Raw genomic sequence first — 15577 nt, 5'->3', positions numbered from 1 at the left:
GGTAGGGGTGAGCAAAGAGAGCTTGGGGTTCTACCCGGCGTCGGTGGACGCGGCTATACCCTCGTTCTGCCGACGTTTTCGGTTTATCTCGGGTTCCACACCGTTCTCCTCGGCGAACCGTTGGTAGAGACGTAGACCGAACAGCGTCACGCGAACGTCGTGTAAACCGCCGAGGTCGTCGGTGTCGCGTGAACCCATAACGTCGGCAGAGCTATGTAGACAGTCGTCCCAGAGTTCTTCGAGCGTCTCTGTACCGACACCGGCTATCCACGAGTAGTACGCCATTGCGTGTGCGCCGAGATCGACGCCGTCGGGGTGGCGTACCTCACCGTCCTCGCGGTAGCTCCTTCCCGCGAGTTGGGCGTAGGAAGCGGTCACGTCGCCGCCTGCACCCACAAAGTCGACGTCCACCGAACGGTCGTCAAGAGAAGGGTTACGTGGGGCGTCGCCGGTTACGACGACGGGGGCTGTGAGACCATCGACGGTGCCGTCGCATCGCGCGTCCACGCACCGTGTGGTCTTGAGGCAGTAGTCGTCGAAACTGTCGACCGTACCGTCGTCGATCCTGCCGCGGCGGTAGCCGTCGTACCAGACGGGGACGGAGCGCGAGCCGCGGAGAACGTCGAAGACATCGGACGTTTCGGAGGGGCGAAAAGGTTCGCCGTCGGTTCCGAACGCACACCCTAAGACGCGGAGCTTGGGCTTCGCGGCTTCTACGTCGCCCGTGAGACGGAGCGAAGGGAAGTATTCGGCGCGCTCGACGACGAAAGTCTTGAGCGGAGCGGCGTAGAACCAGCCTAAGACGGTGAGGAACTCACCCGATAGGTGTATACCGGGGAGGTGTTCAAGTATCTCGGCGACTTCTTCCTCGTCGTAACCGCCCGTAACCGTCCATGTGTCGTTTACACCCGCCCCCGCGAGACGGTCGACAAAGACGGTATCGGCTTCGTCCGTCCAGCCCTCGTCGGTCAGGCTTCCGGCGGGCGTCACGAACTCGTCGCCGAAGAGACCGACGGCACCGGTTCCATGTACACGCGTCCCCTCGGTGCCGACGCGGCTACGTATACGGCTGAGCGCGTCCTCGTCGCCGTCGAACCACGTCGAGAAGCCCGTCACTACCTCGCTCTCGAAGCCGTCGACGGTGTTTAGAGCGCCCGTCTCAACGGTTACCTCGTACGGCTCCTCGTTACAGGGACGGACGGTGAGTTCGATGAGACGCACGTCGTCGCAGACTATACGTCGATTCGTTTCGAGTGTAAAGTTCGTAACGCGGTCGAATCCGTCCTCGCTCTCGTATCCGTATCCCCCCTCGCGCTCTACGAAGGTGGTTTCGATGTCCGTGGCATCGGCGGATGGATCTTCGACGGCGCGGGTTCCGTTTTCCGTCCCGTCTTGGCTTACAGCCTCCGCACGCGCCGGCTCCGGCACCGTACGGTCGTCCTCGTCGGCGGTCTTCCCGGAATCGTCGTCGGCTTCCCAGACCCAGCCTTCGAGACACGCCTTATGCACGAGATAGCCGACGCCGTTGTCGGGAACCGCGTCCTCAGGATCACGTACGAAACGCTCGTCACGGTCGGTGTACTTGGAGCCTTTGCGGCTCCAGCCGTCGAAGACCTCCTGCGCCTTATCGGCTCCTTCACCGTCGGCGTAGTTGTCGACGAGCGCCGAGCCTATCCTTCTCCAGTCGGTGTACGGTAGGTCGGGGTCGATATGTTCGAGCGCCTCCTCAACACGGTCGTCGGTCAGAATCGCACCGTCAACGTCGGGTACGTCGTCGGGGGCTTCGTCGAACACGGTCACGTCGGCTTCGCGTGCGACATCGGCGAGCCACTCGTCAAGGGCGCGTCCGCCGCGGAAGACGGACGCGTCTTGTGGTACGTCGGCTAGTTCGCCCTTCTTCCGGAACCCCGTGTCGGAGAGTTTGACGGTAACTTCGCCGTCGGTATCGAACCACCAGCCGGGTTCGTCGTAGTCGGCGACAGGTATACGCCAGCCGTCCTTGGTCGGGAGGTACTCGACATAAGCGCCGTCGAAAGGGGTCTTGGGAACCGAGTTCTTGAACGCGGAGTCTGTGTCAGCCTTGATATCGACGGTTAGAACGTAACCGTAACCGACCTCGGCTTCGGAGGCGTTCGCCTCGTTGACGGCTTCGTCGTAGCTTAGACCGCGCTCGACGGTGCCGTCCGTGTAACGGACAGCCCAGACGTCGCGTTGGGTTAGCTCGTGAGGGGGTTCGGGTGTCTCTTCGACGGTGTCCTCGTCCTCGTTGACCGTGTTCTCATCCCCTCCACCGGTGCTCACGCTTCCTTCGACCGGATCCTCGTCCGTGCCCTCGTCCTCTTCACCGCCGTCTTCGTCACCGGTGTCCGACCCGGCTCCCCCGGTCGTCACAAACGTTTCGCCGTCCCTGCGCAACGGCGGGTCGTCGGCACGGAGGGCTTGGAGCAGAAACCTGCCCGCGTCGGGTAGCGTCACACCGTTCCGGTTCTTGATAAGCTGTTTTAGCTCGTGTCCGTCGTCGAACTCGTCCCTATCGACCGCACCGACGGCGTTTCGGACGGCTTCAACGGGATCTATCTCGTCGTCTTCTTCGGGTACGGGTTCAGGAGTCATATGTATAAGCTCATGTCTATGAGAACCGCGGGTATGTAGCTCTACACAGTACGGATGCGTCCCATCGTTCTCTAAGGGTACGAGTTCCCCTCGTAGCAAAAGCGTTCGTATGACGTACGTCGGACTCAGAAACAGGAGCGGTACCGTCGCGAATAAGACCGTCGGTGACGTAGCTTAGGCATGGATGAAGAAAAAAACGACAGGAATCTGAACGGTGAGGTGATGGTCGACGCCGACCTCGCGGGCGAGAGCCTGAGCGGCGCTGACCTGTCCGAGGCTAACCTGAAGAGGGCTAACCTCCGGCGCGCCGATCTTAGCCACGCAGATCTTAGAGGCGCTGAGTTCACAGAGGCGGAGCTTTACAACGCCGACCTGTCCGGTTCGGAGGCGTCTGCGAGGTTCGCCGACGCAGACCTGACCGGCGCGAACCTTTCGGGCGCGGATATGACAGCCGAGGACGAAGGGTATGTCGCAGACATGTCCGGTGCGTGTCTCACAGACGCCGATCTGTCGGAGGCAACGTTAAGATACGCCGACGTTTCGGGGGCTGACCTCAGGAACGCGTCGCTCAACGACGCCGTTCTGTACGGCGCGAACCTCTCGGAGGCGGATCTACGGCGCGCCGACGTTTCGGGAGCGAACCTGTACGCCGCAGACCTGTCCGGCGCGGATCTCTCCGACGTCGACCTGACCGACGCCGTCCTCGTAGCAAACCTCAGGGGTGCTACCTTGGACGGCGCGGATCTTTCGGGCGTCGAGACGGAGAAGGAGAACTTAGCAAGCGCCGAAAGCCTTGCGGGCGCGGAGATACCTGAGGAGAACGACCCGCGTACCGGTGTATAGAGTCCGGTTCGGCGTCGTTACAGCGAGATATGTTCGAGGATGGACTTTTCAAAGCCTCATGGTTCGGTGTCGAGTTCCTCGCCCGTCCTCCTGTCGACGACTGTTATAACGCCGTCGCCGTTCCTCGCAGGACAGACGCGTGCCGCCTCTATGTTGTGCTCCAGTTCGCTTTCGTCTATGTAGTGCGAACCCGCCTGCGCTAACCCGGTTTCAAGATTCATCCCCCAGTTTTGAGAGACTTCGGCGCATTTGCCCGAACCTATACAGCCTTTGCCCTCGAAGATGATCTTGTACGGCTTCTCTTCGATGTCGGGTGCTGTCACCGCGTAGTCACCTCACGGACGGATTCGAGAACCTCACGCGGTTTGCCGTCGAGCAGGACTTCGCGCACCTCCGAGAGCGCCTCGTCGAGTGTTTCCGCGTCACGGCGGGCGTAGACGCGGATGGCGGCGTTGAGCGCGACTGCATCGGCGAAGTGGTCGTCGCGCTCACCGTTGAGAACCTCTTCTGTGATGCGCGCCGAGTCACCCGGTACGTCGTCGACGCGTAGGTCTTCGCGTTCGAAGCCCATTCCGTACTCCGCCGTCTCTATCTCGTAGTCGTCGAACTCACCGTCGTTCCACTCAGCGACCTTCGTGTACCCAGGGCGTATCTCGTCGTAGCCTTCGAGTCCCTGAAACATGACGGCACGGTTCACGTCGTGGTGTTCCGACCTATCGAGCGTATCACAGACGCGTTTCGCAAATGCGAGGTGGTAGAACGAACCCATGTGTACGTCGGCATCGGCGGGGTTGACCAGAGTCTCGACGGTGTTGACGAAGGTGCGTACACCCATCTCGTACCGTCTGTCGTTCAGAGCGGCGACTTCCGGTGAAAAGCGCGGCTGGTAGTAGAAGCCGAAGCCCGTCTCGTCGAGGAGTTCTGCGCTTTCCTCCGGCGAGAGATCCGTACGCACCCCGAGTTCGCCGAGGACGTGTCTGTACGCACACCCCATACTCATCGGAACGCGGTCGCCCGAGTGTGTCGCCACGGGAGTTCCTGCCGCCGCTGCCGTGACGCCTGCGGCGACGCTCAGGAGGGCGGTTTCTGTCTTTCCGTCGTAGTTGGCTCCGCAGTCGACGGGGTCAGCATTCGGAACGCCTTCCTTGGAGCGCGCGGCTATCTCGTCTGTGAAGCCTGCGAGTTCTTCCGGCGTGTTCGTCTTCCAGCGGTTCGCGAGCAGGAAAGCACCGAGTGTCGTCTCGTCGGGTTCGCCGTCGAGTATAGCGCGCGCCGCTCCTTCTGCCTCGTCGTAGGTCATGTCGCCCGCCGACTTGGGTCCCGTGCCTACGTTTCCCATCAGGTCGTGTAGCACGTCCGTGTCTTTTTCAGCCACCTCGGATCACCTCGACCTTTGGTTCAGACCGGGTATCCTCGTCGCGTACTATCGAGGAAGCGCCCGACTCGACGAGATACTCGGAGACATCTTCGCGCACCGAAACCACCTCGCCGACGACCGTCACCGCGGGCGGTTCTATCTCTGCTGTGCGTGCCGCCTCGACGATACCGTCGAGAGTAGATACGACGGTGCGTGAGTCGTCGAGTGTTCCTCGTTCGACCATCGCGACGGGTGTGTCCTCGGAGACGCCGTTTTGGCGTAAGGCTGTGACGTTGTCGGGCAGACGCCCCACCCCCATCAGGACGACGAGTGTGCCGCCCGCCTCGACGTTCGCCGCGAGCGCGCCCCAGTCGAGTGCGCTTTCCTCCTTCGTCGGATCCTCATGTCCCGTGACGACGGTCAGGCTAGAAGAGTGTTCGCGGTGTGTCGTCGGTACTCCCTCGACACACGGTACGCCTATCGCACTCGTGACCCCAGGAACAACCTCGAACTCGACACCTTCGGATGCGAGGTGCTGTGTCTCCTCGCCTCCGCGTCCGAATACGTTGGGGTCGCCGCATTTGAGGCGCGCTACGTCGTTGCCCTCCTGCGCTTCTTCTGCCATCATCTCGTTTATCTCTTCCTGTGTCGTCCTTTCACCCCTGGGGTTCTTTCCGATTCCCACGACTTCCGAGTCTTCCGGGAGCGTCTCCAGTATTCCTGAACCGACGAGTGAGTCGTGCATTACGACGTCTGCGGAGTCGATGACTCGACGCGCCTTGAGCGTCATGAGTTCGGGATCCCCGGGTCCCGCACCCACGATGTAGACTCTCCCCTCGTCAGCGTACATCTTCGCCTTCCTTCTGTCTCGAAGCCGTGTACCGCTTTCTGTACTCGTTAGCCGGGTCGCCGAGCTCGCCGCGGCGCGGTTCTTCCTCCGGGGGAGTCCCGAGTGCGGCTTCTTGTCCTTCAGTCTCTCCCCTTTCCTGGTTCACGAACTCGCGGGCACCGACGACGAAGAGCGAACACGCCTCCCGGCACGGGAACTCTCCCTCGCTTTCCGAGTCGATCCTTTCGTCTTCCGATGCCTCCCACTCGCGCCTCTTTACGCACCGACTCGCACAGAACGCCTCTGTCGCACACCTGAGAGGTTCGCCGGTCAGTTCGTCGACATCGGCGTATATACCCGTCTGTCTTTCCGACGTCTCGTCCCAGTGTATCACATCAAGCGCGTCGTTTAGTTCGAGGTACCTGTTTTCGAGGCTCGCGGGGTAGACCTGACCGACCACCTCGGTGAGGGCGTCGGGGTCAAGCGAAGGAAAGACCCACCCTGTGGGAAGAGTTGTCTCGCCGTTCATCGGTCGGTATCCGCCCTCGTCATCGAACTTGGCTATCTCGCGTGCCTCCATCGGGTCTTCGTTGTCTTCGAGCTCCTCCGCCGGTACCCCGGTGTCTTCGGTGTGTCTCACGTCGTAGCCCGAGTTGTGAGCCGTCAGGGAGAGTTCGCCCCACGACCGTCTCTTTCCTGCGGGCGTTTCTTCGGTGCACTCGCCGTCTTCAAGCCAGTCGACGAACCAGCCTGTGGCGTCAGATCTTATGCCGGCGTCAGGGCAGACGGTTGCGGTATCGGTCACACCACCACCCCTTCTACCTGTCCCCGCGCGTCCTCGGCGCGTTCGGCTATCACGTCTGCGACACCCGGCTCCGTCCCGACAGCGCCGGTGTACCAGACACGTTTTCCTTCCGTCGTGGCAGGGACGTCGTAGCCGTCGTCCTCGTCCCGGTCGACGATGCCCATGTCGTCAGGTATGTCTTCCTGTGTGTGGTATCCGTCCGATGAGAAGAAAGGCACGACGACGACCTCTTCCGACCCAAACTGTTCGGCTACGTCGTCGATGTAGGGCGCTTCATCCATGAAAAGCGCCTTCGCCTCGGCGAACCCGCCGTTCTCGTGTATCCTTTCGACGTGTTTGAGCGCCGACTCGGCGCTTTTAGGATTGCGGTCGGTTCCGTGTCCGACGACAGCGAGCGCAACGTCCTCGTCACTCCCGCCTTCATAGACCGAGTGTGCCCTGTCCTTGATGACTTCGGTCATCGAAGGGTGCGTCCCGACGGGTTCTGTGTAGACGACACGGTCTTGCGGAAGGCACAGCTCCCGCGGTATCACCTCGTCGACGAAGTACCCTTCAGCCATAAAAAAGGGTACTGCGTAGACCTTGTCGCCGTCGACGGTGCGGAGGACATCGCGGAACGACGGTTCTTCCTTCCAGAACGCCGTCCTGACCTCGTCGAAACCCGCGCGGTCACGCAACCGCTCGGCGTGTCGACGGACGGGCTGACTCGAACGCGGACTGAGGTGGGAGCCGTGACCGAGTATGATGACGGAGTCCTCGCATTCGGCGGTCACGGTACGCCCTCCTGTGCGCGCTCCGCCACCTCGTCGGTTCCGACGCGCCGGACGTAGTCGCGGAACGTCTCGTCGGCGTCGCTTCCCCGTCTGTACTCGTCGATCATGTTGCTGACAAGTTCAACGGCGTCCTCGCACGCGACACCCTCAACCACCCAGTCTATGAACTCAGGGTCGGAGCCGAGTCCACCGCCTATACCGACATCGACAGCCTCGACTATCTCGCCGTCCTTACGCGTCTTACTCCCCTGAAACCCTATGTCGGCTATCTGTGGCTGAGCGCATGAGGCGTTACATCCGGATAGATGGACGCGTAGAGGCGAGTCGAGTTCGACGGAGTCTTCGAGCCTGTTTACCCAGTCGACCATACGGTTCTTCGTCTCTATGAGGGCAAGGTTACAGAACTCGGTTCCCGTGCACGAGATAGCGCCGCGCCGGAACGGCGACGGGTCAGCGGGTATATCGTCAAGAAGGGGTTCGTTCTTGAAACTCTCGAGGTCTTCCTCGTAGATTCCTGTAAGTACGACGTTCTGTCTCTGCGTCAGTCTGAGCGTACCGTCGCCGTACTCCTCCGCGAGACGCCCGAGTTCGACGAGCCAGTCCGCCTTTAGCCGTCCCGTTATAACCTGCAGGCCCGCGTAGTAACGTCCGTCGTTCTGTTCGTGAATACCGACGTGGTCGCAGTAATGTGCGCCCGTGTTGTACTCCGCCTCGTCGCGGAAGCCGTCGCCCGCCCCACGTACTTCGATCTCAGTCTCTTCGTTCACCTCCCCGACGAACCAGTCAATACCTTTCTCCTCGATGAGGTACCGGAGACGAGCGCGAGCACGCTGTTCGCGGTTCCCCTCGTCCCGGAAGACGGCGGCGGCGGCGCGCGTAAACTCGGGGAGTTCGTCGGGAGTCACGAATACGTCGACGTCCTTAGCCATGATGCCGCCGCGTCCGAGACCGCCTCCAGCCTTGAGGTTGAACCCTTCGACGGTCTCGCCGTCGATCTGCCTCGTCGCGGGATGGAATCCGAGGTCGTTTATCTCGCCCTGTCCGCATCCCTCCTTACATCCTGCGATGGAGACCTTGAACTTACGCGGAAGGTTTGTGAAGTCATCGGACTCCATGAAGTACTCGGCGACCTCATCCACGAGTCCCGACGCGTCCACGACCTCATCGCCGTCGACGCCCGCGACGGGACATCCGACTATGTTACGGAAGACATCGCCGCACGCGCCGGTCGCTCCGGTCGGAAGTCCGACGTCGTCCCACTCTTCCCATATGTCCTCTATGTCGCGTATATCGACCCAGTGTATCTGTATGCACTGGCGTGTCGTGAAGTCGCAGAAGGTGCGCCCGAAATGCGGGTTTTCCTCCTCGGCGACGGCGTACTCCTTGATGACGTTCCCGACGCGTTTCGCTTGCTCCGCGGTCAGTATACCGTTGGGTATCTTGACACGGTGCATGAAGTACTCGGGCGAGTTGTCGTTATGCTGGTAAAGACCGTACCATTTGAGACGTTCGAACTCGTCGGAGTCATCCTCCTCGGTACCTTCGATGGCATCGAAACCCTCCTCGGAGTACTCGTTGAGTATTCTGTCCTTGATCTCAACCGGATCTTCCTCGTTCTTCCATTCCTCGACGGTGCTAGCCATACGTCTTAGACGGAGGCGGGAATCTTAATACGGACGAGACCGGCAACGCTCGCCCAACCGGCAAGGCACGCTTTACCGGAGATGCTTGCCCATGCCACGATATTTGCCGCTTGAAACAGGCTTACTACCTGAGCGACACAAGTAGGGATGGATGCCGGACGACACCGACGACGGACTCGCCGATCTACCGCCGAGCGCCAAGCTCGTCGCCAAGGTTATAGAGCACGAGGGCGCGATGAGCGCGAAGGAGGTGAGCGAGGCGGCGCGTCTCCATCCGAGCACGACGAGGGACGCGCTCAAACGTCTCGCTGAGGTGGACGTTGTCGACGTACGGATGGCGGATGAAGGCGGAAGCTTCGTCTATAGCATGAACGGAAGCCGTAACCCTTGATATACGTGACGGGGTAGATGAAGCATGATAGTCCTGTCAGGGGTCGCGGCGGATACGACGAACGTTTCACCGGTTCCACGTATCTACGACGACGGTGGCTTTGACTACGTTCCTATACCTGAGGAGGCGCGCGACGCGACGACGGAGACACGGACGTACGCCGACATACCGACGCGCGAAGGCACCGCCGCCGGGTACCTCGACGCCGTCCACCCCGGCGGCGGTGACGAAGCCGTGACGGGCGACGGTATCGGCTCTTTTCCTCTACACCACGACCCCAACTTCGACGCCTTGACTTACGGCGAGCGCCGTCCTGCGTACGTAAACCGTCTCACGAGACTCGAAGAGGGCGACGCGGTCGTCTTCTACACGGGGCTACGTTCGGACGGCGCCGACGGTCTGCACAGGTACGCTATCGGCTACATCGTCGTCGAGGATACAGTCTACTTCAAGCCTCTCGACGGTGATGAGGCGAGGCGACGTATACGCGACCATACGGAGAACGCACACGCAAAACGTTTCGAGTCGACGGGGACCGTCGACGGAAACCTCGTGATAGTCGACGGATACGACGGCGGACTGTTCAACCGCGCTTACCGTCTGAGCGAACGCACGGCGTCGGGACAGTACTACCTGCGCGACGGGCTTCAGGACGCGCTCGATCCCGAACCGTCGGGACGCGACGACAGGAACGCATACCTCGGCGGTGTCAAGCAGGCGCATGTGCTACGTGTGGGGATCGACGGCTTCCTGCGCCGTTCGGGCGCGCGAACGTGACGCGGGTACGCACAACACTTGCCGCTAACCCGATTATTGCCCCTAACGCCGTACTTAACCACCTATCCGTGCAACGGTAAGCCGAGATGTCGCTTGACATAGCGCACGAGTACTTCACATGGAAGCTCGTACAAGAAGTAGCAGAGGAGAACGGATACTTTGAGGAAGAAGGCGTCGACGACGCCGACATCGACTACTTCGCGCCGGGTACGCAGGACTTCGACGGCGAGAACGCGTACGAGACGGACTGGTGGGAGGATCTCGACGACGACGGAGAGACACACGGTGTCTGTGAATGGAACGCGATACAGGAAGCGTCGGAGACGGGACGCGAGATAATCGGCTCTTACAGCGAATGGGATCGCGTCCTTTTCTCACACGAAGGCTCTGAGATAGAGACGCTCGACGACCTCAAGGGTCGTTCGATAGGTATCAACAAGTACGCGACCTCGTTCTACTCGATCCCTGAGATGCTCGAAAACGAGGGCTTCGAGGAGGAAGAGATAGTTCTGGAGCATATAGGAAGCGCAGAGGAGCGTTTCGACGCCGTCAAGCAGGGCGATGTTGACTCCATAGGCGTACTCGAACCTTACGTAACACTTGGGAGGTACGACGAGGAACTCAACGAGGTCTACGAAGGACCGTGCAGGGCGGCTCTCGTCACGCGCGAGGATCCCGATCCCGAACGCGTCGAGGCGTTCAGGAGCGCCTTCAACCGCGCCGTTGAGGAGATAAACGGTAACCTTGACAAGTACCGCGGTAGGTACGTCGACCTTCTCGAAGAGGAGGCGGAGAGCGACCCCGACGCGTTCGGGGACGTTAACTTCGACGAGCTACGTGACGACTTCGAACTCCGTAACTTCCTACCGGTGCGTTCGCCCGACGAGGAACGTATCGAAAGCACCACCGAATGGATGGAAGAGAAGGGCTTCGTCGGCGAAGAGGACGAGGTGCCCACGCTTGAAGGCGAGGGCGAGAAGGTGGAGCCTTCGGACGACTGAGTTACAGTATGTCGAGGGCGAGAGAGAAGACGGTTTCCGAGGACAACGGTGGAGAAACAGCAGTCGAGGCGCGTGACCTCACCAAGAGGTACGGCGATAGGGTCGTCTTCGAGGATCTCGACGTAGACGTCCGTGACGGCGAACTCCTCTGTCTTCTCGGTCCCTCCGGCTGTGGGAAGACGACGCTCCTCCATCTACTCGCCGGCTTGGAGGAGCCTACGGAGGGCGGCGTCTACTTCGACGGTGAACGCGTCGAGGAACCCGACTACAGAAGGGGTGTCGTCTTCCAAGACCCCCATCTCTACCCGTGGCGTACCGTCAGAGGGAACGTTGGCTTCGGTCCGGAGGTACGTGGGGAAGCCGCCGATAGCGACCGCGTCGACAACCTTCTACGTATGGTGGGTTTGGAGGGGTTCTCGGACGCAAAGCCGGCTGAGCTTTCGGGCGGTATGGCGCAACGCGTATCGCTCGCACGGACGCTCGCCAACGACCCCGAGATTCTGCTCATGGACGAGCCTTTCAGCGCCCTCGACGCGCTGACGAAGATGGAGCTACAGGACGAGCTTATCGGTCTCATGGGTAAGTTAGGCATGACGGCTGTCTTCGTAACCCACGACATAGAGGAGGCTGTCTACCTCGGCGACCGAGTCGCTGTCATGGGAGAAGAGGGTGCGGGTATACGTCGGTTCATACAGACAGCCGGGAACGAGAACCGCGACAGCGACGGCTTCGCACGGAAGAAAGGCGAGATACTAACGATGTTCGAGGAGGAGAACGGTGACTGACGACATAGACGACGCAAGAAGGCTTGTTGCGGGCGGAGGCTGGACGGATCCGTCGGAGAAGGCACGTAGCGAAGGCGTATCGAGACGGGAGTTTATGAAGGAAAGCGGACTGGCTTCGCTCGCCGCAACCGGTGGCGCGGGTGCGGTCTCAGGCTGTCTTGGAGGCGGCGGAAACGACACCGCAGACGGGGGTAGCGGCGGCGACGCACCGACGGCGCAGGTCGGCTACATACCTATAACCGATGCGTCGCCCCTCCTGACGGCGTACGCCAACGACCACTTCGCCGACAACGGCGTCGAAGCCGAGGAGCCTGACCTTTTCCGGGGATGGAGCGAACTCGCCGAGGCGTTCTTCGGCGGTAGCGTCAACATCGCCCATTTCCTTATGCCGATGACGGTCTGGATGCGTTACAACCTACAGGAAGACGTACAGGTCGTCGCATGGGATCACACCGACGGCTCCGCGCTCACCGTACGTGAAGGCATCGACGACTGGGGTGACCTTGGCGGCGGTACGGTCGCTGTACCTTTCTGGTACTCTATACACAACGTCGTCCTCCAGATGGGTCTAAGACGCGAGGGTCTTACACCCGTCCTCGACAGTACCGAACCCGCGGAAGACGAGGTTTCTCTCGTCGTACAGCCGCCGCCGGACATGCCCGCTTCGCTCGCAAACGGAAACACCGACGGCTACATAGTCGCGGAGCCTTTCAACGCCATAGGCGAACTCGAATCCGGAGGGAACATACTCCGTTTCACGGGCGATGTCTGGAGACAGCACGCGTGCTGTGTCGTCGTGATGCGTGAGGAGACGCTCGAAAACAACCCGGAGTGGTCGCGTTCGGTGATGGACTCGATCGTCGGCGCGCAGTCGTGGATACGGTCGAACCGCGAGGAGGCGGCGACGCTTCTCTCCGCCGAGGGGTCGGGTCTTCTCGACTACCCGCGGAACCAGATAAACCGCGCGATGAACCATTACGAGCTTGAAGAGTACGGAGCCGAACAGGGAAACGGGGCTATACAACACCCCGAATGGGACAGCGAACGTATAGGCTTCTACCCGTACCCGTACAGGTCGTACACGGAGGAACTCGTGCGACGTATCAAGGAGACGGAGGTCGAAGGCGAAGCGGCGTTCCTCGACGATGTCGAACCCGGCTTCGCGGCTGACGACCTCGTAAGCTACGAGCCCGTCCGTTCCTCGCTCGAAGCCGCGGGCGGACCGTCTGAGTTCGGGAGGGATGAGAATGGCTACGAAAGGGAAGAAACAGTCGAGTTCTGACGGCTGGATAGACGCCGAACCCGAGGCGCGCGGTCTCCTACCGTTCGTAGGGATAGCGCTGACGCTCGGCGTCTGGTACGTACTCACCTACTTCTCGACGGGGGTTCTCGCCAACTTCGCGCCCCAGGAGGCGTTCGTCGCCCTCGTCGACCTTCTGACGAACGGTGAGTTCTACACACAGCACGTCCGTGCGAGCATGACGCGTTTCGCCGGTGCGCTCGCCCTCTCGCTCGTCGTCGGTCTTCCTCTCGGTATCCTCGTAGGCTACTTCGACGTTGCCGAACGTCTGTCGTCGGTTTCGTTCCAGTTCCTACGTATGATATCGCCCGTCGCGTGGTTCCCCGTCGCGCTCCTAACATTCGAGAGCGGGGGACACGCCGCACCGATCTTCATCATGTTCATGGGCGGCGTCTGGCCCCTCGTCTTCAACACGGCGCACGGCATCAAGACGTTGGACGACGACTGGCTCAAGGTCGCCGACTCGCTCGGCGGTACGACGCGGACGAAGATACGTAAGGTGGTCATACCCGGCGTTATCCCCGACATGATCACGGGTCTACGTCTCTCCATAGGATGGCTATGGATACTCCTCGTACCCGCCGAGTACCTCGGTGTCAACTCGGGCATGGGGTACTTCATACTCAACGCACGCCAGCAGTTTAGCTACGCCGAGATTCCGGCTGTCATGATAGTCATCGGTTTAATCGGCTTTACGCTCGATCTCACCGTCCGTAAGCTACGGGGGCGGTGGAGCTGGCGTTAGAGAAAACACAGGAGAGACCACACGGCTTTAGCCGTGTGTAGCTCAATCAGTAGTTCCGCTCGACGAAGCCCTCGATACGATCCATCGCCTTCTTGAGTTCGTCCATACCCGTCGCGTACGACATACGCAGATGTCCCTCGCCGCCTTCGCCGAAGACGCGTCCGGGAACGACGGCGACCTCCTCCTGTTTCAGAAGCTCCTCCGCGAACGTCTCGTCGTCGCCGTCGGGTACGCGCGGGAAGACGTAGAAAGCGCCCTTCGCCTCGAAGGGGTCGATACCCATCTCGCCGAGGCGCGAAAGCACGAGGTTACGCCGGCGGTTGTACTCCTGTCGCATCTCCTCAACTTCGTCGGCGCAACGCCGGAGAGCCTCGATAGCCATGTACTGCGCCGTCGTGGGCGCGGAGAGCATCGTGTACTGATGTATCCGGTTCATCGCGCCTACGGCGTCGGACGGACCGAGGGCGTATCCGAGACGCGTTCCGGTCATAGCGTACGCCTTCGAAAAGCCGTTGAATACCACCGTACGTTCACGCATACCGTCGAGGGTCGCTATCGAGGCGTGTTTACTCTCGTACGTCAGGTCGGCGTAGACTTCGTCGGCGAGAACGACGAGGTCGTTTTGACGGCAGAACTCAGCGACCTCACCGAGTTCGTCACGCGTCATGACCGCACCCGTGGGGTTGTTGGGGTAGCAGTAGATCAGACCGTCGGCGTCTCCCGCGCCCGCGTCCCTCAGAGCGTCGTACGTCAGCTTAAACTCGTCCTCGGCGCGCGTCGGTACGGGAAGCGGCTCCGCGCCCGCGAACGTAACACCGGGTTCGTACGAGACGTAGGCGGGCTGTGCGACGGCGACCGTATCGCCGGGGTCGAACAGCGCACGGAATGCGAGGTCGACGCCTTCGCTCACACCCGTGGTGACGATTATCTCGTCCTCTGGCGAGTAGTCGAGACCGTACCGGCGGACGTCGCGGGCTATCTCCTCGCGTAGCTCGCGTTTACCACGGTTCGCCGTGTACGACGTACGCCCCGTTTCGAGCGACGATATACCCGCCTCGCGCGCGCCCCACGGCGCGGAGAAGTCGGGTTCGCCGACACCGAGGGAGATCACGTCCTCCTGCTCCTCGGCGAGTTCGAAGAAACGTCGTATACCCGACGGTGGCACCGTCCGTACGCGCTCGGCTATCTCACCGCTCCAGTTGCCGTCTTTCATGGCGATACGGAGAGACGTTCATCGTCGTCGCCGTCGCCCATACCGAAGCCTCGTTCCTTGTACTTGTCCATCACGAAATGCGTAACCGTCTGTGTAATCTCAGGGACAGGCGCGACCTTCTCGCTAACGAACGCCGATACGTCGTTCATGGAGTCCGCCTCTACGGTGAGACCGAAGTCGTAGTTTCCGCTGACGAGCGTAAGCGACGTAACCTCCGGAAACCGCGCGATACGGTCGGCGATGTCGACGTAGTCTGTCTCGCGGTCGAGTGAGACGTTGACCTCGACGTAAGCCTCTGCACGGTCGTCGTCGAACTCCTCCCAGTCGACGACAGCGGTATAGCCGCGTAACACACCTTCGTCCTCAAGCGCCTCTATCTCCTTCTCCACATCGTCGGCGGAGGCGTCAAGCATACGCGCAAGGTCGTCGGTCGAACGTCGGGCGTCGTCGGCGAGCACCTCTACGAGTTCGCGTCTCTTTTCCTCGTTCATACGGATACGTC

General features: G+C 61.1%; 16 protein-coding genes. 7 read left to right on the top strand and 9 right to left on the bottom strand.

Annotated features, from left to right (window positions below; genetic code table 11):
• Nucleotides 1-30 precede the first annotated feature (30 nt).
• Entirely contained in the window at nt 31-2613 is a 2583-nt protein-coding gene (locus tag EGH25_RS06470) for a PriCT-2 domain-containing protein (RefSeq protein ID WP_266086864.1), read from the bottom strand.
• A 180-nt stretch (nt 2614-2793) separates the two neighbouring features.
• Here EGH25_RS06470 and EGH25_RS06465 point away from each other — a divergent pair, with 180 nt between their 5' ends.
• Nucleotides 2794-3456 (top strand): pentapeptide repeat-containing protein, encoded by a 663-nt coding sequence (locus tag EGH25_RS06465; protein ID WP_266086862.1) that lies wholly within the window; start codon nt 2794-2796, stop codon nt 3454-3456.
• A gap of 56 nt (nt 3457-3512) precedes the next feature.
• Here the strand turns inward: EGH25_RS06465 and EGH25_RS06460 are convergent, their stop codons facing one another.
• The 6 genes from EGH25_RS06460 to EGH25_RS06435 are packed head-to-tail and all read right to left on the bottom strand — an operon-like array spanning nt 3513 to nt 8863.
• Complete coding sequence (locus tag EGH25_RS06460) at nt 3513-3779, bottom strand: ferredoxin (RefSeq protein ID WP_266086860.1); 267 nt, start codon at nt 3777-3779, stop codon at nt 3513-3515.
• Nucleotides 3776-4795: an anthranilate phosphoribosyltransferase gene (locus EGH25_RS06455; RefSeq protein WP_266086984.1), complete on the bottom strand. Its 1020-nt coding sequence runs from the start codon at nt 4793-4795 to the stop codon at nt 3776-3778. Before EGH25_RS06455 ends, EGH25_RS06460 begins: the two co-directional genes overlap by 4 nt.
• A gap of 28 nt (nt 4796-4823) precedes the next feature.
• On the bottom strand, nt 4824-5663 hold the full coding sequence (gene cobA / locus EGH25_RS06450; RefSeq protein WP_266086858.1) for a uroporphyrinogen-III C-methyltransferase: 840 nt from the start codon (nt 5661-5663) through the stop codon (nt 4824-4826).
• On the bottom strand, nt 5653-6447 hold the full coding sequence (locus tag EGH25_RS06445; RefSeq protein WP_266086856.1) for a DR2241 family protein: 795 nt from the start codon (nt 6445-6447) through the stop codon (nt 5653-5655). Before EGH25_RS06445 ends, cobA begins: the two co-directional genes overlap by 11 nt.
• A complete protein-coding gene (locus tag EGH25_RS12125; RefSeq protein WP_266086854.1) occupies nt 6444-7220 on the bottom strand; it encodes a CbiX/SirB N-terminal domain-containing protein in 777 nt (258 codons plus the stop codon). Before EGH25_RS12125 ends, EGH25_RS06445 begins: the two co-directional genes overlap by 4 nt.
• Complete coding sequence (locus EGH25_RS06435; RefSeq protein WP_266086852.1) at nt 7217-8863, bottom strand: nitrite/sulfite reductase; 1647 nt, start codon at nt 8861-8863, stop codon at nt 7217-7219. The genes EGH25_RS12125 and EGH25_RS06435 overlap by 4 nt, the downstream gene beginning before the upstream one ends.
• 151 nt (nt 8864-9014) lie before the next feature.
• Between EGH25_RS06435 and EGH25_RS06430 the strand changes: the two genes are divergently transcribed.
• From EGH25_RS06430 to EGH25_RS06405, 6 genes are all read left to right on the top strand, one after another.
• Nucleotides 9015-9254: an ArsR family transcriptional regulator gene (locus EGH25_RS06430; protein WP_266086850.1), complete on the top strand. Its 240-nt coding sequence runs from the start codon at nt 9015-9017 to the stop codon at nt 9252-9254.
• A gap of 24 nt (nt 9255-9278) precedes the next feature.
• Nucleotides 9279-10031: an Nmad3 family putative nucleotide modification protein gene (locus EGH25_RS06425; RefSeq protein ID WP_266086848.1), complete on the top strand. Its 753-nt coding sequence runs from the start codon at nt 9279-9281 to the stop codon at nt 10029-10031.
• Nucleotides 10032-10117: 86 nt separating this feature from the next.
• Nucleotides 10118-11032 (top strand): ABC transporter substrate-binding protein, encoded by a 915-nt coding sequence (locus EGH25_RS06420; protein WP_266086846.1) that lies wholly within the window; start codon nt 10118-10120, stop codon nt 11030-11032.
• Between the two features lie 8 nt (nt 11033-11040).
• Nucleotides 11041-11817, top strand: coding sequence for an ABC transporter ATP-binding protein (locus EGH25_RS06415; protein ID WP_266086844.1), 777 nt, complete (start codon nt 11041-11043; stop codon nt 11815-11817).
• Complete coding sequence (locus EGH25_RS06410; RefSeq protein ID WP_266086842.1) at nt 11810-13099, top strand: ABC transporter substrate-binding protein; 1290 nt, start codon at nt 11810-11812, stop codon at nt 13097-13099. Before EGH25_RS06415 ends, EGH25_RS06410 begins: the two co-directional genes overlap by 8 nt.
• On the top strand, nt 13065-13862 hold the full coding sequence (locus tag EGH25_RS06405; protein ID WP_266086840.1) for an ABC transporter permease: 798 nt from the start codon (nt 13065-13067) through the stop codon (nt 13860-13862). The genes EGH25_RS06410 and EGH25_RS06405 overlap by 35 nt, the downstream gene beginning before the upstream one ends.
• Before the next feature lie 46 nt (nt 13863-13908).
• Here EGH25_RS06405 and EGH25_RS06400 read toward each other — a convergent pair whose 3' ends face one another.
• Together EGH25_RS06400 and EGH25_RS06395 are read right to left on the bottom strand one after the other, a co-directional pair.
• On the bottom strand, nt 13909-15075 hold the full coding sequence (locus EGH25_RS06400) for a pyridoxal phosphate-dependent aminotransferase (RefSeq protein WP_266086838.1): 1167 nt from the start codon (nt 15073-15075) through the stop codon (nt 13909-13911).
• Nucleotides 15072-15566, bottom strand: a complete 495-nt coding sequence (locus EGH25_RS06395) for an Lrp/AsnC family transcriptional regulator (RefSeq protein ID WP_266086836.1) — start codon at nt 15564-15566, stop codon at nt 15072-15074. The genes EGH25_RS06400 and EGH25_RS06395 overlap by 4 nt, the downstream gene beginning before the upstream one ends.
• Nucleotides 15567-15577 lie beyond the last annotated feature (11 nt).

The organism is Halorutilus salinus (assembly GCF_026242195.1).
GTDB classification, from domain to species: Archaea; Halobacteriota; Halobacteria; order Halobacteriales; family Halorutilaceae; genus Halorutilus; species Halorutilus salinus.
Note: the sequence above shows the minus strand (reverse complement) of the source record. Positions and strands in the feature narration are given on the sequence as shown.